This is a genomic window from Arthrobacter zhaoxinii, assembly GCF_024385505.1.
Taxonomy (GTDB): Bacteria; Actinomycetota; Actinomycetes; order Actinomycetales; family Micrococcaceae; genus Arthrobacter_B; species Arthrobacter_B zhaoxinii.
The window spans coordinates 435,224-454,530 of sequence record NZ_JANFLT010000005.1 but is presented as its reverse complement, the minus strand read 5'-3'; the positions used below and the strand labels follow the sequence as shown (position 1 = coordinate 454,530).

The 19,307-nt window shown below is 67.7% G+C and carries 17 protein-coding genes and 1 riboswitch; of the genes, 11 read left to right on the top strand and 6 right to left on the bottom strand.

The window, feature by feature from the left end:
• Positions 1-32 precede the first annotated feature (32 nt).
• The 6 genes from kdpF (at position 33) to NNX37_RS09440 (ending at position 7,811) form a co-directional block, all read left to right on the top strand.
• Complete coding sequence (gene kdpF / locus NNX37_RS09465) at positions 33-122, top strand: K(+)-transporting ATPase subunit F (RefSeq protein WP_255792234.1); 90 nt, start codon at positions 33-35, stop codon at positions 120-122.
• On the top strand, positions 122-1,783 hold the full coding sequence (gene kdpA, locus NNX37_RS09460) for a potassium-transporting ATPase subunit KdpA (RefSeq protein WP_255792231.1): 1,662 nt from the start codon (positions 122-124) through the stop codon (positions 1,781-1,783). Before kdpF ends, kdpA begins: the two co-directional genes overlap by 1 nt.
• A gap of 2 nt (positions 1,784-1,785) precedes the next feature.
• Positions 1,786-3,936 (top strand): potassium-transporting ATPase subunit KdpB, encoded by a 2,151-nt coding sequence (kdpB, locus tag NNX37_RS09455; protein WP_255792230.1) that lies wholly within the window; start codon positions 1,786-1,788, stop codon positions 3,934-3,936.
• Between the two features lie 63 nt (positions 3,937-3,999).
• Positions 4,000-4,608 carry a potassium-transporting ATPase subunit KdpC gene (gene kdpC / locus NNX37_RS09450; RefSeq protein WP_255792227.1) on the top strand — a complete coding sequence of 203 codons (609 nt, stop codon included), beginning with the start codon at positions 4,000-4,002 and terminating at the stop codon, positions 4,606-4,608.
• A 3-nt stretch (positions 4,609-4,611) separates the two neighbouring features.
• Positions 4,612-7,140 (top strand): ATP-binding protein, encoded by a 2,529-nt coding sequence (locus NNX37_RS09445; RefSeq protein ID WP_255792225.1) that lies wholly within the window; start codon positions 4,612-4,614, stop codon positions 7,138-7,140.
• A complete protein-coding gene (locus tag NNX37_RS09440) occupies positions 7,137-7,811 on the top strand; it encodes a response regulator (protein WP_255792223.1) in 675 nt (224 codons plus the stop codon). Before NNX37_RS09445 ends, NNX37_RS09440 begins: the two co-directional genes overlap by 4 nt.
• Positions 7,812-7,904: 93 nt before the next feature.
• Here the strand turns inward: NNX37_RS09440 and NNX37_RS09435 are convergent, their stop codons facing one another.
• Positions 7,905-8,765 carry a LysM peptidoglycan-binding domain-containing protein gene (locus tag NNX37_RS09435; protein WP_255792221.1) on the bottom strand — a complete coding sequence of 287 codons (861 nt, stop codon included), beginning with the start codon at positions 8,763-8,765 and terminating at the stop codon, positions 7,905-7,907.
• Between the two features lie 3 nt (positions 8,766-8,768).
• Positions 8,769-8,917: riboswitch (cyclic di-AMP (ydaO/yuaA leader) on the bottom strand.
• A 512-nt stretch (positions 8,918-9,429) separates the two neighbouring features.
• On the opposite strand from NNX37_RS09435, the gene NNX37_RS09430 reads away from it, so the two are divergent.
• Entirely contained in the window at positions 9,430-10,626 is a 1,197-nt protein-coding gene (locus NNX37_RS09430; protein WP_255792220.1) for an MFS transporter, read from the top strand.
• Between the two features lie 72 nt (positions 10,627-10,698).
• On the top strand, positions 10,699-11,721 hold the full coding sequence (gene ligD, locus NNX37_RS09425; RefSeq protein ID WP_255792218.1) for a non-homologous end-joining DNA ligase: 1,023 nt from the start codon (positions 10,699-10,701) through the stop codon (positions 11,719-11,721).
• On the opposite strand, the gene NNX37_RS09420 is transcribed toward ligD, so the two are convergent.
• Entirely contained in the window at positions 11,718-11,945 is a 228-nt protein-coding gene (locus NNX37_RS09420) for a sulfurtransferase TusA family protein (protein WP_255792216.1), read from the bottom strand. The genes ligD and NNX37_RS09420 overlap by 4 nt on opposite strands.
• A 30-nt stretch (positions 11,946-11,975) precedes the next feature.
• Entirely contained in the window at positions 11,976-13,028 is a 1,053-nt protein-coding gene (locus NNX37_RS09415; RefSeq protein ID WP_255792214.1) for a YeeE/YedE family protein, read from the bottom strand.
• A gap of 271 nt (positions 13,029-13,299) precedes the next feature.
• On the opposite strand from NNX37_RS09415, the gene NNX37_RS09410 reads away from it, so the two are divergent.
• Positions 13,300-14,064, top strand: a complete 765-nt coding sequence (locus tag NNX37_RS09410) for a glycosyltransferase family A protein (RefSeq protein ID WP_255792212.1) — start codon at positions 13,300-13,302, stop codon at positions 14,062-14,064.
• Here the strand turns inward: NNX37_RS09410 and NNX37_RS09405 are convergent.
• Positions 14,024-14,923: an alpha/beta fold hydrolase gene (locus NNX37_RS09405; protein WP_255792211.1), complete on the bottom strand. Its 900-nt coding sequence runs from the start codon at positions 14,921-14,923 to the stop codon at positions 14,024-14,026. The two genes, NNX37_RS09410 and NNX37_RS09405, sit on opposite strands and share 41 nt — an antisense overlap.
• A 209-nt stretch (positions 14,924-15,132) precedes the next feature.
• Here NNX37_RS09405 and NNX37_RS09400 point away from each other — a divergent pair, with 209 nt between their 5' ends.
• The gene (locus NNX37_RS09400; protein ID WP_255792210.1) at positions 15,133-15,945 is read left to right on the top strand and encodes a lysophospholipid acyltransferase family protein; all 813 of its coding nucleotides are present in this window, start codon (positions 15,133-15,135) and stop codon (positions 15,943-15,945) included.
• A 59-nt stretch (positions 15,946-16,004) separates the two neighbouring features.
• Here the strand turns inward: NNX37_RS09400 and NNX37_RS09395 are convergent, their stop codons facing one another.
• Entirely contained in the window at positions 16,005-16,658 is a 654-nt protein-coding gene (locus tag NNX37_RS09395) for an SDR family oxidoreductase (RefSeq protein WP_255792209.1), read from the bottom strand.
• 183 nt (positions 16,659-16,841) lie between these two features.
• Between NNX37_RS09395 and NNX37_RS09390 the strand changes: the two genes are divergently transcribed.
• The gene (locus NNX37_RS09390; RefSeq protein ID WP_255792207.1) at positions 16,842-18,359 is read left to right on the top strand and encodes a carboxylesterase/lipase family protein; all 1,518 of its coding nucleotides are present in this window, start codon (positions 16,842-16,844) and stop codon (positions 18,357-18,359) included.
• A 1-nt stretch (position 18,360) separates the two neighbouring features.
• On the opposite strand, the gene NNX37_RS09385 is transcribed toward NNX37_RS09390, so the two are convergent.
• Positions 18,361-19,254 carry an arginase family protein gene (locus tag NNX37_RS09385; protein ID WP_255792205.1) on the bottom strand — a complete coding sequence of 298 codons (894 nt, stop codon included), beginning with the start codon at positions 19,252-19,254 and terminating at the stop codon, positions 18,361-18,363.
• Positions 19,255-19,307 lie beyond the last annotated feature (53 nt).

Genomic DNA, 19,307 nt, shown 5'->3' with positions numbered 1-19,307 from the left:
TTTGTCCTGATGGCCGGGGCGGTGGAAAAGCTGTGATCGTTTTCAACGTCCTGGCGCTCTGCCTCGGGGTGGCCGCCGCCGGCTATCTCCTGGTTGCTCTTATCCGCCCGGAGCGGTTCTGATGGGCGGGTGGGTAACGGTTGCGCAGGCCCTGAGCCTGGTGGTCCTGCTGGCTGCGGTCCACCGGCCGCTCGGCGACTACATGGCCGGGCTCTACTCCTCCGAAAAGCACCTCCGCGTAGAACGCGGCTTCTACCGCCTGGCCGGAGTGGACGGTTCCTCCGGCCAGGCCTGGCAGAGCTACCTGCGTGGCGTCCTGGTGTTCTCCGGAGCGAGTATGCTCCTGCTCTACCTGCTCCAGCGCATCCAGCCTCTGCTGCCGGGCTCGCTCGGACTTCCGGCGGTGCCCGAGGCCCTGTCCTTCAACACGGCGGCGTCCTTCGTGGCCAACACCAACTGGCAGTCCTACTCGCCGGAAGTGACCATGGGCTACGCGGTGCAGATGCTCGGCCTCGCTGTGCAGAACTTCCTCTCGGCAGCTGTGGGACTGGCCGTAGCCGTGGCATTGATCCGCGGGCTGGCCGGACGCAACTCATCCACCATCGGCAACTTCTGGGTGGACCTGACCCGCGGCGTGCTGCGGCTGCTGCTGCCCGGCGCAGTCCTGGGCGCGGTGGTGCTGATGATCGGCGGCGTGATTCAGAACTTCAACGGCTTCACCTCGGTCACCAACCTCATCGGCGGCACCTCTACCATCCCCGGCGGGCCGGTGGCCTCCCAGGAAGCCATCAAGCTGCTGGGCACCAACGGCGGCGGGTTCTTCAACGCCAACTCCGCCCATCCGTTCGAGAATCCCAGCGGGTGGACCAACCTGGTGGAGATCTTCCTGATGCTCGTTATCCCGTTCAGCCTGCCCCGCACGTTCGGCACCATGGTGCGGGACCGCCGGCAGGGGTACGCCATCCTGGCGGCCATGGCCGCAATCTTCACGGTGTCGCTGGCCGCGATGACGGCCTTCGAATTCGGTGCCGCGGACGGTGCAGCCGGTTCCATGGAAGGAAAGGAACAGCGGTACGGCATCGCCGCGTCCACGCTCTTCGGCTCCACCAGCACGCTGACGTCCACCGGTGCGGTGAACGCCATGCATGACAGCTTCAGTCCGCTGGGCGGCATGATGGCCATGCTGAACATGATGCTCGGCGAAGTGGCCCCCGGCGGCGTCGGCTCCGGGCTCTACGGCATGCTGATCCTGGCGATCATCACCGCCTTCGTGGCCGGACTCCTGGTGGGACGCACCCCGGAGTACCTCGGCAAGAAGATCGGTCCGAAGGAAATCAAACTCGCCAGCCTGTTCATCCTCACCATGCCGACCCTGGTCCTGGCGGGAACTGCGCTGAGCTTCGCGGTCCCGGGCATCCGGGCCGACATTGAGGGCACCTCCATCCTGAACACCGGGCTCCACGGGTTCAGTGAGGTCCTGTACGCCTTCACGTCCGCGGCCAACAACAACGGCTCCGCGTTCGCCGGGCTTACGGCCAACACCCCGTGGCTGAACACGGCACTCGGTGTGGCCATGCTGGTGGGACGCTTCCTGCCGATGATTTTCGTGATCGCCCTGGCGGGAGCCTTTGCCGAGCAGGGCAAGGTCCCCGCCTCGGCCGGCACCCTGCCTACGCACCGGCCGCAGTCCGTGACGCTGCTGTGCGGCGTCACCGTGATCGTGACCGCCCTGACCTTCTTTCCCGTACTCGCGCTGGGTCCCCTGGCGGAAGGACTGCAATAACCATGTCCACACTTACCAAACCCCTGGAGTCCGAAGCGGCTCCGGCGCCGGCTCCTGCCGCCCGCGGCATCACTGCGGGCTCGCTGGCCGCCGCCCTGCCCGGAGCCTTCCGGAAAATGGACCCGCGGCTGATGGTCCGCACCCCGGTGATGTTCATTGTCGAAATCGGGGCCGCCCTGATCACTGCAATCGCCGTCGCCGAACCCTTCCTCGGCGGTCCGCAGGATTCCGGCGGCACCCCCGTTCCCGGTGCGTTCTCCTGGCTGATTGCCGGCTGGCTCTGGGCCACCGTGATCTTCGCCAACCTCGCTGAAGCGGTAGCCGAGGGCCGCGGCAAGGCGCAGGCTGCCAGCCTGCGCAACAGCCGGGCCACCACCACCGCCTACCGGGTGGAGGGTTACGACTCCGGCCGTGATCCCGCCGCCCTCGGGGCCGCCGTCTCGGAGGTCCCCTCGGCCGATCTGGGCCTGGATGACGTGGTGGTGGTCGTAGCCGGGCAGATTATTCCCGGCGACGGCGACATCATTGACGGCATTGCCTCGGTGGACGAATCGGCAATCACCGGCGAATCCGCTCCGGTGGTCCGCGAATCAGGCGGAGACCGTTCGGCCGTCACCGGCGGCACCCGCGTCCTGTCGGACCGGATAGTTGTCCGGATCACCAGCAAGCCCGGTGAGACCTTCGTGGACCGGATGATCCGGCTTGTCGAAGGTGCCGCACGGCAGAAGACGCCCAACGAGATTGCACTGAATATCCTCCTGGCCACCCTGTCCCTGGTCTTCATCGTGGTGGTGCTGACGCTCAACCCGCTGGCCGGCTACTCGTCCGCCACCGTCAGCATCCCCGTCCTGGTGGCACTGCTGGTCTGCCTGATCCCCACCACCATCGGCGCGCTGCTTTCAGCCATCGGCATTGCCGGCATGGACCGCCTGGTCCAGCGTAATGTCCTGGCCATGTCCGGCCGCGCCGTGGAGGCCGCCGGTGACGTCACCACGCTGCTGCTCGATAAAACGGGCACCATCACCTACGGCAACCGCCAGGCCGCAGGGTTCATCCCGATCAACGGCACCGAGAGCACCGACCTGATCGACGCCGCCGTGCTGTCCTCCTTCGGTGATCCCACCCCGGAGGGCAAGTCGGTGGTGGAGCTGGCCGCCGCGAAGGGCTGCCGCCCGGAACCGCCGGTCGGCTCCGTCAGCGTGCCGTTCACTGCGCAGACGCGGATGAGCGGCATGGACTTCCCCGACGGAGCGAAGATCCGCAAGGGTGCGTCCTCGGCCATCCTGGACTGGACCGCCGAATCCGGCGGAATAGAGGTGGACGTCCTGATGGCCGTCGAGGACCAGGTAAAGAAGATCTCCACCGGGGGCGGCACTCCGCTGCTGGTGGCGGTCCGGGACGCCGACGGCGGCACCCGGGTGCTCGGCGTCGTCCACCTCAAGGACGTGGTTAAGGAGGGCCTGAAGGAACGCTTCACCCAGCTGCGGGCCATGGGCATCCGCACCGTCATGATCACCGGCGATAACCCGTACACCGCCAAGGCCATTGCCGCCGAGGCGGGAGTGGATGACTTCCTCGCTGAAGCCACCCCTGAAGACAAGATGGCCCTGATCCGCCGCGAACAGGCCGGCGGGCACCTGGTGGCGATGACCGGCGACGGCACCAACGACGCCCCGGCACTGGCCCAGGCCGACGTCGGCGTGGCCATGAACACCGGCACCTCCGCGGCCAAGGAAGCCGGCAACATGGTGGACCTGGACTCGGACCCCACCAAGCTGATCGACATTGTGGGCATCGGCAAACAGCTGCTCATCACCCGCGGCGCGCTGACCACCTTCTCCATCGCCAACGACATTGCCAAGTACTTCGCCATCATCCCGGCCATGTTCGTCGGGGTCTTCCCGGGCCTGGCCGCGCTGAACCTGATGCAGCTGCATTCGCCGGCCTCGGCCATCCTCTCCGCGGTGATCTTCAACGCGGTGATCATCGTGGCACTGATTCCGCTGGCGCTGCGCGGCGTAAAGTACCGGGCCGCCGGATCCTCCTCGATCCTCAGCCGCAACCTGCTGATCTACGGGGTGGGCGGCGTGATTGCTCCGTTCATCGGGATCAAGCTCATCGACCTCCTGATCAGCCTGATCCCGGGGTTCTGACATGGCATCCATCATCCGCATGCACCTCATCAAACGCAGCACGTCCCTTACAAGGAGCAGGAAATGAACCCCGTCCGCAGCAGCATGCGCCAGCTTGGCGTCTCCCTCCGCGTCCTGGCGGTGCTCACGCTCCTGCTCGGCGTTGGATATCCGCTGGCAGTGGCCGGAATCGGCCAGGCCGCACTGCACGGCCGGGCCAACGGCTCCATGGTCAGCAGCGGCGGCAGCGACGTGGGTTCGGAGCTGATCGGCCAGTCCTTTACGGACGCCGACGGCGCGGCCCTGCCCCAGTGGTTCCAGTCCCGGCCCTCCGCGGCGGGCGACGGGTACGACGGCGGCGCCTCCAGCGGTTCCAACCTTGGCCCCCTGAGCGAGGACCTGGCCGCCGCCGTGGCGGAGCGCCGGGGCGCCGTGGCAGAGCTGGAAGGTGTGGCTCCGGAAGATGTCCCCGCCGATGCCGTCACGGCATCGGGTTCGGGGCTGGATCCGCACATCAGCCCCGAATACGCCCGGATGCAGGTGGACCGGGTGGCCGCCGAACGCGGGCTGGACCCGGAGCAGGTCTCTGCCCTGGTGGACGACGCCACACAGGCCCCGTTCGCCGGAATTCTCGGCAGCAGCACCGTCAACGTGTTGCTTTTGAACATTTCGCTGGCGGAGCTGGACACTTAGTCCATGACGCGAGGACAGTTGAGGGTTTTTCTGGGGGCGGCACCCGGTGTAGGCAAAACCTACGCAATGCTCGAAGAGGGGCGCCGCCTCCGGGACGAGGGATCCGACGTCGTCGTCGCGCTGGTGGAAACGCACGGACGCGCCGGGACGGCAGCCGTGGCCGAGGGCCTGGAGACTATCCCGCGCGCGGTCCTGCGGCACCGGGGGCTGGAACTGCAGGAGATGGACCTGCCCGCGGTCCTGGCGCGGGCGCCCGAATATGCGCTGGTGGACGAACTCGCCCATACCAACGTGCCCGGGGGAAAGCACGAAAAGCGGTGGCAGGATGTGCAGGCCCTGCTTGACGCCGGGATCAACGTCCTGTCCACCGTGAACATCCAGCATATTGACTCCTTGAACGACGTGATTGAGCAGATCACCGGCACTCTGCAGGCCGAAACCGTGCCGGACGCCGTCCTGCGCGGCGCCGAACAGGTGGAGCTGGTGGACCTCACTCCGCAGTCGCTGCGGGGCCGTCTGGCCGACGGCGTCATTTACCCCGCCGAACGGGTCGACGCCGCCCTGTCCAACTATTTCCGTCTCGGAAACCTGACGGCCCTGCGCGAGCTGGCCCTGTTGTGGCTGGCCGACGAAGTGGATTCGGCGCTGAACCGCTACCGCGAAGAGCATGGCATCAGCCGCAAATGGGAGGCACGGGAGCGGGTGGTGGTGGCGCTCACCGGGGGCCCCGAGGGGCGCACCCTGCTGCGCCGCGGAGCACGGATTGCCGCCCGGTCCGCCGGCGGCAAGCTGCTGGCCGTGCACGTCTCCGGGGCCGACGGACTGCGCGGACCGGAACCGGGGGAGCTGGCTTCCCAGCGGCTCCTGGTGGAGAAGCTCGGCGGCAGCTTCCACCAGGTGGTGGGAAACGACGTTCCGCGGGCACTGGTGGACTTTGCCCGCAGCGTCAACGCCACCCAGCTGGTGGTGGGCGTCAGCCGGCGCCCCCGGATCGCGGCGCTGCTGTCCGGGCCGGGAATCGGGGCCACGGTCATCCGGGAGTCCGGTGACATCGACGTGCACATGGTCTCCCACTCGGCGGCCGCCCGGACCCTGGTGCTGCCGCACTTCGGCAGTGCCCTCTCGGTGCGCCGGCGCCTGCTCGGCTTCGGCTTCGCCCTGATCGGCGGCCCGCTGCTGACCGCCGGGCTGGTGTCCGTGCGCAGCGCCGAAACCATCACTGGCGACGTGCTCAGCTACCAGCTGCTGGTGATCCTGGTGGCCCTGGTCGGCGGCATCTGGCCGGCGCTGTTCGCCGCCCTGCTCTCGGGCCTGACCCTGGATTTCTTCTTTATCTCTCCGCTCTACACCGTGACCGTGGCCACCCCGTCGCACATGCTGGCACTGGGGCTCTACATCGTTAACGCCATGCTCGTGAGCTACGTGGTGGATGCCGCCGCCCGGCGGGCTCGAACCGCCCGGCGCTCGGCGTCGGAGTCCGAACTGCTGGCCTCGGTGGCCGGCAGCGTGCTGCGCGGGGAGGACGCACTGGGTGCCCTGGTGAGCCGGACCCGCGAGGCCTTCAACGTCAGCGCCGCGCGCATGCGGTCCGAGGGCGAAGACCTGTACGCCGACGGCGACTGGCCGGCGTCAGTGGCGCCCGACGACCCGGCCTTCACCCGGCTGCCGGTCGGGGAGCGGTGCTTCCTGGACTTGTGGGGCCGTGAACTGGCGGCGTCGGACCGGCGCCTGCTGGCGGTCATTACCGCCCAGCTGGAGGCAGCGCTGGAGCACCGGGAACTGACCGAAACCGCTCGGGGACTGGGCCCGCTGGCCGAAGCGGACAAGGTCCGCACGGCGCTGCTGGCCGCCGTCGGGCATGACCTGCGCCGTCCGCTCACGGCCGCAACGGCCGCCGTCACCAGCCTGCGGGCAACGGACGTCACCTGGTCCGAGCAGGACCGGAACGAGCTGCTGGCCACCGCCGAGGAATCCCTCGCCTCCCTGTCCGGACTCGTCACCAGCCTGCTGGACGTCAGCAGGCTGCAGGCGGGCGTCGTCGGGGTGAGCCTGGAGCCGCTGAACGTCGCCGATGCGGTGCTGCCGGCGCTCGAGGAGCTGGAACTGGGCCCGGCGGAGGTGGAACTCGAAATCCCTGCTGCGCCGCGCGTGGTCCTGGCCGATCCTGTGCTCCTGCAGCGGGTGCTGGTCAACCTGCTGGCCAACGCGGTGCGCTTCAGCCCGGCGGGCATGCGGTGCGTGCTGTCGGTCAGTGAGTTTGCCGGGCGGGTGGAAATCCGCGTCATAGACTCAGGACCGGGCGTTCCCGAACAGCGGCGGGGCGAAATTTTTGTCCCGTTCCAGCGGCTGGGGGACATAGACAACTCCACCGGGCTCGGCCTGGGCCTGGCCCTGGCCAAGGGATTCACGGAAGGAATGGGCGGAACACTGGAAACTGAAGACACCCCCGGCGGCGGACTGACCATGGTCCTCTCACTGCCGGTTGCCGCACCCCGCATCCCCGCGGGCGGACTGTCGGCGGTGGCCGGATGAAGATCCTGGTCGCCGACGACGACGTACAGATCCTCCGGGCACTGCGGATCACCCTGAGCGCGTACGGATACGAGGTGGTGACCGCGGAAAGCGGAGGCGCCGCCATCCGCAAGGCGGTGGACACCCATCCGGACCTGCTGGTGCTGGACCTGGGCATGCCGGGACTGAGCGGGATGGACGTCATTGAAGCCGTCCGCGGCTGGAGCGCCGTGCCGATCCTGGTGGTGTCCGGCCGGATCGATCCGGCGGACAAGGTCCGGGCACTGGATCTCGGAGCGGATGACTACGTCACCAAGCCGTTCTCCACCGAGGAACTGCTGGCCCGGATCCGTGCGCTGTCGCGCCGGTCCCCGTCCGCTGCGGGGCCCAGCGAAATCACCTTCGGGGCGGTGCGGGTGGATCTGGCCGCGCGGCGGATCGCCCGGCTCGACGACGGCTCGGACATCCGCCTCACCCCCACCGAGTGGCGGTTCCTGGCGGAGCTGCTCGCCCATCCGGGGATGCTGATCACCCAGCAGACGCTGTTGACCAACGTCTGGGGTCCGGGCACCACGGACTCCGGCTACCTGCGCCTGTACATCGGGCAGCTGCGGCGGAAACTGGAGAGTGACCCGGCTGCTCCGGCGCACCTCCTGACTGAACACGGCATGGGGTACCGGTTTGTGCCCTGACTCTGCCGGCGCAGGGTCTGCCCGTTAACGCAATGAGCGCCCGGCCCCTAACGGGGTCGGGCGCTCATCTTTGCACGTTGGGGCTAGGAAGCCTTATGCGCGGTAGAACACGGGGCCGGAGCCGACGTTGACGGACTGGACAACCGTCTGGTTGCCGTTCCAGCCGCTGTGGATGGCTTCGCCGTTGCCTACGTAGATGGCAATGTGGGCCAGGCCCATGCCGCCGTCGGCGTAGAAGACCATGTCACCGGGCTCCGGAGTGGAGACCTGGGTGCCGTAGGCGGCCAGCTGCGCGGGACCGAGGTCTCCCACGTTGTGGCCGGCAGCGCGCAGGGCAACCTCAACCAGCACGGTGCAGTCCTGGGCTGCGCCCAGCTGCGACTGAGCCGAAGCCAGCATGATGGCGTTGGTGCCGGAGGCAGCGGGAGCGGAGAATGACGTTCCCTGCGTGGTGACGACGCCGAGGTTGGCGGCCTCAGCCGGCGCGGCTGCGGCGGCCGGTGCGGCAACCGGTGCGTAGGACGCAGCGGGTGCAGCGGCGATCGCCGGAGCGGCCTCGCCGGCAAGGGTGATGACATCACCGGGGTAGATCACGGAGGCCAGGGACAGGCCGTTCAGGGACAGCAGGGTGTCCAGGCCAACGCCGTAAGCGGCGGCGATCTGGCCCAGGGTGTCACCGGAGATCACGGTGTGGGTGGCGGCAGCAGCTGCGGGGGCAGCAAGCGGAGCGGCCGGGGCAACCGGAGCAACAGCCTGTGCCGGGGTGAAGTTGTCGTTGGCGACAACACCGGCGGAGGCCGGAGCGGCCATGCCGAGCATGAGGCCGGAACCGGCCACTACTACAGCAGCGGTGCTTCCGATGGTGCGGCCGCGGCCTGCAACAGCCTGTGCGATGGTGGAGCGTGCGTCGATGTTCTCGGCGCGGTGGCGTCCACGAGTCTTGTTGAAAGTCATGTAATAACCTCTCCCGATACCTGCGAGGTGAGCTGTCGGATTCGGATGGGAGACACCCGGCCGCCGGTGGAAACCGGTCGACTTAACCCCAAGGATTCCAGGAACCCGTAAATGGTTCCCCCGCCTCTGCCGTGGTTGTGCGATCTGTGGACCCCGGGACCAGCGGCAGAGCTAGGTAACAAGCCCGGGGGAGCCGCATCAGAAAGCGGCATGGGTATAACCGTACTGGATAGTTACGGTTGGATAACCATTATGTGATCTGCTTCTCTTGGGCGTGTGATCGGGGGCGCGGTATGCTACTCGATTTGCCCGACACCTGCCACTTCGCACAACATCCAACTCGATTTTAACAAGGATCGCCGGTCTGTCCCAACTTCGGCGAACGTGCAGGTGAAATCCCTGTAATCCCGCGGGCAACAGGGGCACCAGGGGACAGTACTCCGAGGGCTTCCCGTCCGATATTCGGGACCGCAAAAAACGGCCGCGGTTACGGAAGTGACACCTGGGTTCCCATGCATCCCGGCAGCATCATCAGGAAAGGGAATGTGCGCGGGATCACGAAAAGAGGCGCTGTTTTGCGCGCCCTGGCCGCGTCCGGCTGCGCGTAGAATTGTTAGGCAGCCTTTCAATATGGGCGGCAGATGTCGACAAACAGGAGTGAGCAGTGGCTGGCAGCGGTTCGAAATTATGGACCAGGGGATTTGTGCTGGCGATCATCACCAATCTCTTTATTTCACTGGTGTTTTATCTGTTGATGACCACCATGGCGCTTTACGCGGTGCAGGAGTTCGCCGCCTCGGACGGCGCGGCCGGATTCGCCTCCGGGTCCTTCGTCCTCGGCGCCCTTGCGGCGCGCGTGTTTGCGGGTAAGTTCCTGGACTTCGTAGGACGCCGGCGCCTGCTGGTGATCAGCCTCGCGGTCTTCGTGGCCGCTTCGCTGCTCTACATTCCGGCCTCGAACCTGGCACTGCTGCTGGCCGTGCGGATACTGCACGGCATGGCCTTCGGAGCGGCGAGTACGAGTATCTCCGCCTCGGTCATGGGGCTCATTCCCGTACACCGGCGCGGTGAGGGAACCGGCTATTTCGGTATCTCCACCACCCTGGCCACGGCAATCGGCCCCTTCCTGGCCGTGTTCCTGGTGAACTCCGTCAGCTACCGCGCCCTGTTTCTGTTCGCCGCCGGCTGTGCCGCCGTCGCCCTGGCGCTCTCCCTGGTGCTGCGGCTGCCCGAACGCATACCCGGCCCCGAGGAACAGAAGAACAAGTGGCGGATGCACCTGACGGACATCATCGATCCGTCCGCACTTGCCATTGCCTCGGTGATGTTCATTGCCGGTGCGGCGTACGCAGGCATCCTGTCCTTCCTCAACTCCTACGCGCAGAGCGAAGGCCTGGCGCTCGGTGCCAGCCTCTTCTTTGTGGTCTACGCCGGCGTCGTGCTGGTCTCGCGGCTCTTTGTAGGACGCATCCAGGACCGGCACGGCGACAACGCCGTGGTCTACCCGACCCTGGTGTCCTTTGCCGTCGGCCTGGCCCTCCTGGCCTACGCCCCGAATGACACGGTGATGGCGGCGGCCGGAATCTTCGTGGGCTTCGGTTTCGGTGCCCTGATGCCGTGTGCCCAGGCGATTGCCGTGAGCATGGCGCCGGCTGCCAGGATCGGCCTGGCCACCTCCACCTTCTTCATCCTCATGGACGCGGGCGTGGGCCTCGGCCCGCTGCTGCTGGGTGCGCTCCTGCCGTTCACGGGCTTCCACGGAATGTACTGGCTGCTCGCCGCCGTCCTGCTGGCGTCCACCGTGCTCTACTACTTTGTGCACGGCCGGAAGAACTACCGCCCCGGCACACCGGTGGAGTAAGCCCCCGGGTGTTCCGGCCGGCTGACACGGTAGCCTCTTTCCCACACGGCTCCGTCAAGGGAAAGCAGCACCATGGCACGCGAGGAAACCACCCTGACCGTCCCCGGCCCGGAAGGGGATCGGCAGGTCCGCATCTCCAGCCCCGGACGGGTCATCTGGCCTGAACCCGGCATCACCAAACTGGATCTGGCCCGTTATTTCGCGGAAGTCGGTGATGCCTTCATCCGGGCCAACGGCGGGCGGCCCGTCTCGCTGGAGCGGTTCCCGGAGGGCATCGGCGGGGAAGTCTTTTTCTCCAAGAACCCGCCGCGCGGCATGCCGGACTGGATGCGCTCGGTCACCGTCACGTACCCCAGCGCCCGGTCACACCCGCAGGTGGTGCTGGACGAGCCGGCCGCCGCGGTGTGGGCCGCGCAGATGAACACGGTGGTGTTCCATCCCTGGCCCTCGCGGGCGGACAACACGGACAACCCGGACCAGCTGCGCATTGACCTGGATCCCCAGCCGGGCACGGACTTTGACGACGCCGTCCGGCCGGCCCGGGAGCTGCGGTCCATCCTCGCCGAGGCCGGACTGGAGGCGTTCATCAAGACCTCGGGCAACCGCGGCATCCATCTGTTCGCCCCGATCCGGCCGGACTATGAATTCCTGGACGTCCGGCACGCCGTCATCGCCGCGGCCCGGGAGGTGGAGCGCCGGATGCCGGACAAGGTGACCACGGCCTGGTGGAAGGAAGAACGCGGCGAACGCGTGTTCGTGGACTTCAACCAGGCCAACCGTGACCGCACCATGGCCGGCGCCTACAGCCCCCGGGCACTCCCGAACGCACCCGTCTCCTGCCCCGTCACGTGGGAGGAGCTGGAGCGGGTGCATCCTGCAGACTTCACCATGCAGACCGTTCCGGAGCGCCTGCGTACTATAGGGGATCCCTGGGCGGACATGGCCGCCCGGCCGGGGTCCATCGACGTCCTGCTGGGCTGGTGGGAGCGGGACCTGGCCAACGGGCTGGGCGAGCTGCCCTTCCCGCCGGACTATCCGAAGATGCCGGGGGAGCCGCCTCGGGTGCAGCCCAGCCGGGCCCGCCGGAAGGATTAGGCCTTCTGCACCGTGATGGACCACTCTGCCGGGCCGCGCTTGGAGAAATCCGTGACCGGGTAGCCGCTCTCGGCTGCCCAGCGCGGAATCGCGTCCGTGGCCTGGGTGCAGTCAAAGTGGATGACGAGTTCGTCGCCGTTCGTCAGCGTTGTCATGGCCTGCTTGGCCTCCACGAGGGGGAAGGGGCAGACGGATCCGTTGGTTTCCAGGGTGACCTGTGCCATGGTGTGTTTCCTTTTCTAGCTTGGAGGGGATTAGACGCCGGCGGGGACGCGTGCGGAGGCAGGCGCCGGGCGGCGGTTCATGATGGTGAGTTTCGCGGCAACGCCGGTGCCGAGGATCATGAAGATCAGCGCGGTCCAGCCCTGGAAGGTGAACTGGGCCGTCTGCACCATGGCGTTGCCGATGGTGCAGCCGCCGGCCAGTGCTGCGCCGATGCCCATCAGGGCACCGCCGCCGAGGCTCTTTACTGCCGTGGCGGCGTCGGGCACCCGGACCCGGAATTCGCCGCTGCCCTTGGCGGCAATGAAGGAGCCGAGCAGGATGCCGATGACCAGGTACACGCCCCAGTCCACGAGCTCCGCGTCACCGGTCACCAGGTAGCTGACCAGCTTGGAGGACGGGGTGGTGATGCCCAGGCCGTCCTCGCGGCCGGTGGCCCAGCTCAGCGGCCACGCAGCCGTGGCGATGAGGCCGATGACGACGGCGGTGGCGAAGGCGTTCCACGGCTTTTCAAACAGAAGGTGCGCCAACCCGGTCTTCGACGCCGGCAGGGCCGCCATGGTGAATTTGGGCTTGGCCAGGTGATGCCGGACAGCCAGCGCCACGGCCGCCACGAGCACCGCCACCAGCAGCCACGGTGAGATTCCCAGAACGGAGTAGAAGTTGCTCTGCTCCACGGTGACGGACCGCATGGCGGTGTTGAATCCGGACAGGGGACCGGTCTTCATGACCGCGGCGAACAGGGCGTAGGAGATCAGTGCGAGCCAGCTGCCGACCAGGCCTTCGCCGGCGCGGTAGTAGGTTCCGGTGGCGCATCCGCCGGCCAGCACAATGGCAAAACCGAAGATGAAGCCGCCCACGATGGTGGCCAGCCAGGGAAATGCCTCGGCCTGCAGGGTGATGATGCCTGCGGCGTCCAGCGCGAATACGCCGACGCTCTGCACGGCCACCACCACGAGGAAGGCGGTGAGCCATCGGGTATTGCGCGTGACCCAGACGTCCCGGAAGGCGCCGGTGACGCAGAATCTGCCGCGCTGCATAACGAACCCGAGCGCCAGCCCGACCACCAGGCCTGAAATAAGCATGGAAACTGCTCCTAGAGGGGGAAAGAGGATTCCGCCGCAGGATGCCGCGGCTATGCAACGCTAGTTGGGCCGGTTTCCCGCCGCCAAGGATTGTGGCCCAGCATGTCTGCGGGTTAAGCCGCGTGACGGCGGGCTGGACGACGGACGGTCCGGGATGCACCGTTGCCGGCTTCGCTGGTCCGGCCGGTCCCCGCTGTCCGTGCCATGGCCGGAGAAAGGGGCACGGTGGCAGAATCGGAGGGCAGGCAGCACAACCGGCAGCCAGGACGCGATGTCGACCATCACAGTGGTAATCCCTTCCCATAACGACGCCGCCATGCTTGCCGCCTGCCTGCGGGCGGTGGCCCGGCAGACCCGGCCGCCGGACGAGGTGCTGGTGGTGGACAACGCCAGCACCGACGCGACGCCGGATGTCTGCCGGGCGGCGGGAGTCCGCCGGATCTACGAGCCGGAGGTCGGGGTTGCCTCCGCTACCTTCCGCGGCTTTGATGAGGCGCGCGGGGAATGGCTGGCCCGGCTGGACGCTGATTCGGTTCCACCGCCGCACTGGCTGGCACGGCTGGAAGCTGACCTCCTCGCCGCGGGGGAAGACACCGCGGTGACCGGACCGGGGGAGTTCTACGGTTCCGGCCCGGTGATCCGGTGGATAGCCCAAACCCTCTACATCGGCGGCTACCGCTGGTCCATGACCCTGCTGCTGGGACATCCGCCCCTCTTCGGCTCCAACTTCGGCCTGCACCGCAGCATGTGGAACCGCTTGCGGGGCCGGGTGCACCGGGGCAATCCCCGGGTGCATGATGACCTCGACCTCTGTTACCAGCTCCGCCCCGGGATGCGGATCCGCTGGGACCGAGACCTGCGCGTGGGCGTCTCGGCCCGGCCCTTTGCCACGTGGCGGGGGCTGGGCCGGCGGCTGGCCATGGCCTACGCCACCTTCAGGGTCGACTTCGAGCAGGAGCCGCCGTGCCGGCGCCGGCGGGAGCGGCTCTGCGGCTTCAGGCGGCGGAACCGAAAAGGCGCAGCAGGTCGCGCGTGAACTGGTAGGGCGATTCCTCGCTGGGGCTGTGCCCGCTGCCGTAGGCGGCAAACGACGCACCGATATCGGCCGCAAATTCCCGGTGCAGCCTCAGCGGCCAGACATCATGCTCGCCGACGGCCACGAACTTCGGCACGCCGGCGGCGGCCAGCGGGGTCCGCAGGTCCGGGGCATGGCGCATCAGTCCCACCATGTCCCGGATCGACTCCTTCCGGGTCAGCGTAAACCGGTGGGCGACCAGGGCCATCCGCCCGGGGGGCGCATGGATGAAATTGCGCTGCACACCCCAGACGATCAGGTCGGCACTGATCCTGTCCCCGACCAGGGGAGAAGCCCAGCCGATGCGGCTCACCCCGCGGAAACTCTGCCCGCCCCGGGGCGGGCAGCCGAGCAGGGTGATGCTGCGGAACAGGTCCGGCCGCTGGAGCAGTGTCAGCTGGGCGACGATGCCGGCAAAGGAATAGCCCACCACGTGGGCCGGGCCGTAGGCGGACAGCACTGCCGCGAGATCGCCCGTGAACAGGTCGTAGTCGTACCGGGGGCGCGGCGGGCACAGGTGCTCCGGGCCGGCGCCGGCGGATTCGTACTGGCCGGCAAGATCAAAGGTGAAGGCGAAATACCCTGCAGATGCAAGCTCCGGCAGCATCAACGAGAAGTCCTCCTTTGACCCCATGGCTCCGGGCACGAGGACCACCGCAGGCCCGCCCGGGTCTCCCATGCTCACGGCAGCCAGCGGCCCGCTGGGGGCGGGGAACCGCGAACGGACCGCACCGTCCGGAAGCGCGAACCAGTCGACCTCGCCCAGTTCCGCGTCGCGGACCGCTGCAGGATCCGCCGTCGCGGGCGGTACGGTGCGCACCCTGCCGGGAGACCCTTTGCCAGCGAACCTCCCGCGTATCACCATGGCTAAAAGATAACCGTCAAACCATTCGCCGTCGCCTGTTCCGGTGGCCCGGACCGCGGTGTCCGGCCATTTGCCCGCGAGGCGGACCGGCGGGTCTGCCGCCGTCCGCCTCCGCGGTAGAATTCCTTTGCCTGCCCCGAAATCCCCCTACTCAGGAGCCGACGTTGCCCGCAAAGCGTAACCCCAACAAGTTCGTCTATCGAGGCATCGTATTCACGGGCCTCACTGCCCGCAGCCTCTTCAGGGTTCCCGTAATCCCCTCCGGCCTGGAGAACCTTCCCGCCCACGAGGACATCCACGGCCTGAACCGCACCGTCGTCCCCGGCAAGGGGGCAGTGGTGGCCATTACGCATTTCGGCTACCTGGACTTTGCCTTTGCCGAGCTGCTGATGTGGCGGAAGCTGAAGGTCCACATGCGGTTCCTCGTCACCAAGAAGGCCACCAAAAAGAAGTTCGTCAAGGCCGTCTGCGACTGGTGTGAGCACATTGTGGTGGACCGTGCCGACGGGGCAGCAGCCTACAAGGAGTCCGTTGAAAAGCTGCGCGGCGGCGATTACCTGGCGGTGCTGCCCGAGGCAGGCGTCAGCCGCAGCTTCACCGTGCGGCAGCTGAAGACCGGCGCCGTGCGCATGGCCGCCGAGGCCGGCGTCCCGATCATTCCGGTATCCGTTTGGGGCGGCCACCGCATGCTGACCCGCGGGCACGGCCTGAGCATCAAGGCCGCTTGGAAAAACCCGGTCCGCGTGCACGTCGGTGAAATCATGCGCGTCGAAAAGGATGCCGACGTCGTCGCAGAGACCCGCCGGCTGCAGGAGGAACTGCAGGAGGGAATTGATTACTGCATCGATACCTACCCCGTGACGCCCGAACCCGGTGCGTGGTGGATGCCGCGGAGCCGCGGCGGCAGCGCCATGGCCGTGGAGGAGCAGCAGGTCCTCGACGCCGCGGACCGCGAAAAGTACAAGATCACGGGCTAGCACCGAACACATGACAACGGCAGCCGCAGGTGCGGCTGCCGTTGCTGTTGGTGGACCGGTTAGGTGAGCGAGTCCAGGGCCTCAGCCACCGGAGTGGAACCGTTGTTGAACTCGATGGTTTTTCCGGCGGTTTCGGGGCGTTCGAGGACTTCGGCCGCCACGTGGGCAACGTCCTCACGCGAAACGGATCCGCCCTCCACACCGGCGCCGGTTTCAATCCGGCCCGTGCCGGGATCCAGAGTCAGCGCGCTGGGGCCGAGGATGGTCCAGTTCAGGCGGCTGGCACGCAGGTGCTCGTCGGCGTCGGCTTTGGCCTCTGCGTAGGCAAAGAAGCCGTCATCTTCGGGAACGCCGTGGTCCTTGCCGGCACCGAAGTAGGAAACCATCACATAGCGGTCCGCTCCGGCTGCTTCCGCGGCGTCCATGGAACGGATCGCGGCGTCACGGTCCACGGCAAAGGTACGTTCGGGAGTACCGCCGCCGGCACCTGCGCTCCAGACGACGGCGTCCTGGCCGCGAAGCAGTTCCGTGATCTGTTCCGTGGAGAGGTTTTCGACGTCGGCCACCACGGCCGCTGCGCCGGTCTGTTCAACTTCGGCTGCGTGGTCCGGGTTGCGGAAGAGCGAGGTGACGCTGTGGCCCTTGTCGCTGAGCCGGCGGGCCAGGTGCAGGGCTACTTTTCCGTGGCCTCCGATAATGGCGATGCGGGACATATTGCACTCCTTCAGTTGATAGCGGTCCTTCCACCATAAGCATGCTGTCCTTTTTTTGCCGGGATTCCGCCCGGCGTCCGCCGAGGGCTTAGCTGACGGCGGCGAATAGCACCGCGGGGATGGCGGCGGGCTCAGGGGCGTGCTTATGATCGCGCAGGGCGCCTAAATCTCGGAAGGAACACTGTGGCAACAACTACGGCACCGCCGGACCTCACTGTGCAGACGGCGGAGGGAACGGTGCGGGGGACACTCGCCGACGGCGTGCGGACGTGGCGGGGAATCCCGTACGCAGCGCCGCCGACCGGGGAGGCGCGGCTGCGCCGGCCCCGGCCCGTGCAGCCCTGGAAAGGGACGCTGGACGCCGCCCGTTACGGCCCGGTCCCGCCGCAGGAACGCGGCCTGCCGTCCATGGGCGCCGGCCGGAAGACACCCATGGACGAGGACTGCCTCACCATCAATGTCACGGCCCCGTTGCATAACGCGCCGCCCCGCCCCGTCCTGGTGTACTTCTACGGCGGAGCATTCACCATCGGCGCGGCGTCGTCCCCGGCCTACGACGGCCGGAACCTGGTGAAGCACGGGGACGTGGTCTACGTCTGCATGAACTACCGGCTGGGCGCCCTCGGCTGGATGGACTTCCGCAAGTATTCGACACCCGGCCGGCCTCTTGACGTCAACGTCGGACTGGCGGACCAGGTCGCTGCCCTGCGCTGGGTGCAGCGCAACATTGCAGGCTTCGGCGGCGACCCGGACAACGTCACGGTTTTCGGCGAGTCTGCCGGCGGTATGTCGATTACCGCGCTGATGTGCGTTCCGTCCGCCGAAGGACTCTTCCACCGGGCCTTCGTCCAGAGCTCGGCACCGGCCACCGCCTACGGCCCCGGGCTGCCGGAAAAGTGGGCCGGCACCCTGATGGACCTGATGGGGGTGCGGGAGCAGGACGCACCGGATGCCCTGGCTACGCTGCCTGCGCAGCGCCTGGTGGAAGCGGTGGGCAGGCTCACCCGCAGGGTCACGCCGGAGTCCGAGCCCGGCGCCCGGGCGGTGGCGCCGGTGGTCGACGGCGAGTTCCTTCCGCTGCATCCCATCGATGCCTTCCGGGCGGGAAAGGCACACCGCATCCCCCTGGTCATCGGCAACATGTTCCGCGAGGGTGCGCTGTTCGACCGGGTGCAGGACATCCTCCCGACCACGGTGGAACGGATCGACACCATGTTTGCCCGCACCGAACCGGAGCTGAAGGACCAGGTCCTCGCGGCCTACCCCGGCTATCCGGCCCGGCGCGCCGCCGTGGACGTGGGCGGCGACGCCGTCTTCTGGCTGCCCAGCGTCCAGGTGGCGGAGGCGCACTCCGCCCACGCCCCCACGTGGTCCTACCGGTTCGACTACGCCCCGCGGATGGCAAACCTGCTCGGGATGGGCGCCACCCACGCCATGGACATCCCCGCGGTATTCGGCAACTACGACGACGGCGTGGGCCGGTTCCTGACCCTGGCGGGCGGCAGGCGGACCGCAGTGTCCGTCGGCAACCGCTTCCGCGGAGCCCTGCTGCGGTTTGCCCGTACAGGAAGTCCCGGACTCTGGCCGGGCTACAACACCGGAACCCGGACAACCAAGATCTTCGACAGCACCGACCGGGTCATGCTGGATCCGCACCGGGCCCGCCGGGAGGCCTGGAACGGCTACCGCGGCTTCCGCTGACCTAGACCGGAAGGTCCCGAAGCAGTCCGCCCAGCCGAAGGAGCTCCAGCGGCGCGTGCTGGGCCAGGGAGAGGCCCACTATCTCGCCGGCATCGCCCAGGGCATCGATGATCCGCAGCAGATCAGGCACCCGCATACCGCGGGTGCCGCCGCCCGTGGCCCCGGAGAAGTCCCGCCGGTCCAGCACATCCAGGTCAACATGGACAGCCAGTTTGGCGGCGCCCGTCAGTGCCAGCCAATCCAGGATCTTCCGGGTGTCCTCCGGGGTGTCCGTGATTCCGACGCTGGCGATGCCCATCCGCTGTTTGTTGGCAATGCCGGGGTCCTGCCAGTCCTGCAGGCCGACGTGGAGGATATTCGACGGCGGCACCACCGCGGGGAGGGCGGCGAGGAATTCCGGGTCGCCCTCTCCGGCGAGGGTTGCCAGGGACATCGAACGGAAGCCGGTATAGCTGTCACCCGGCATCCCGGTGTCAGGGTGCGCGTCCACCCACAGCACCGCCAGATCCGCTCCGTATCGCGAGGCAAGGTAGCTGAAGGGCGCCACGGACACCGAGCATTCCCCGCCGAAGGTGACCACCGAGGCCGGAGCGTGTTCGGACACCACCCGCAGCCCGTCCCGGAGCTGGCGCAGTACGGCAGAGCGGGCATAAATACCGTTTACCGTCTCCACGGCCTCATCCGAAGTGTCTGTGCTTACCGTCACGTAACCCGTGGGACCGTCGTGCGCGGGGGAAAGCAGCTCGAGCAGTGCCGGCCCGAGATGGTAGGAGAGCTGGGTCTGGTGCGGCTGCCCCGCGGGCAGCGACCCGACCGCGCCTGCTCCGGCAGCTCCCTGCCACTGCGGAAAGATCAGCCGAAGGTTTCCGGGGCCGGATGGATGCATGGAGGTCATGATCGTCCTTTGCTGCGGGTCAGATGCCACCTTACCGCTGCGGAACCGGGCCA

Excerpts from the sequence above, each read along its gene's own strand:
- kdpA (WP_255792231.1), top strand. The coding sequence starts at position 122 with ATGGGCGGGTGGGTAACGGTTGCGCAGGCCCTGAGCCTGGTGGTCCTG.
- kdpB (WP_255792230.1), top strand. The coding sequence starts at position 1,786 with ATGTCCACACTTACCAAACCCCTGGAGTCCGAAGCGGCTCCGGCGCCG.
- kdpC (WP_255792227.1), top strand. The coding sequence starts at position 4,000 with ATGAACCCCGTCCGCAGCAGCATGCGCCAGCTTGGCGTCTCCCTCCGC.
- NNX37_RS09445 (WP_255792225.1), top strand. The coding sequence starts at position 4,612 with ATGACGCGAGGACAGTTGAGGGTTTTTCTGGGGGCGGCACCCGGTGTA.
- NNX37_RS09440 (WP_255792223.1), top strand. The coding sequence starts at position 7,137 with ATGAAGATCCTGGTCGCCGACGACGACGTACAGATCCTCCGGGCACTG.
- NNX37_RS09435 (WP_255792221.1), bottom strand. The coding sequence starts at position 8,765 with ATGACTTTCAACAAGACTCGTGGACGCCACCGCGCCGAGAACATCGAC.
- ligD (WP_255792218.1), top strand. The coding sequence starts at position 10,699 with ATGGCACGCGAGGAAACCACCCTGACCGTCCCCGGCCCGGAAGGGGAT.
- NNX37_RS09420 (WP_255792216.1), bottom strand. The coding sequence starts at position 11,945 with ATGGCACAGGTCACCCTGGAAACCAACGGATCCGTCTGCCCCTTCCCC.
- NNX37_RS09415 (WP_255792214.1), bottom strand. The coding sequence starts at position 13,028 with ATGCTTATTTCAGGCCTGGTGGTCGGGCTGGCGCTCGGGTTCGTTATG.
- NNX37_RS09410 (WP_255792212.1), top strand. The coding sequence starts at position 13,300 with ATGTCGACCATCACAGTGGTAATCCCTTCCCATAACGACGCCGCCATG.
- NNX37_RS09395 (WP_255792209.1), bottom strand. The coding sequence starts at position 16,658 with ATGTCCCGCATCGCCATTATCGGAGGCCACGGAAAAGTAGCCCTGCAC.
- NNX37_RS09385 (WP_255792205.1), bottom strand. The coding sequence starts at position 19,254 with ATGACCTCCATGCATCCATCCGGCCCCGGAAACCTTCGGCTGATCTTT.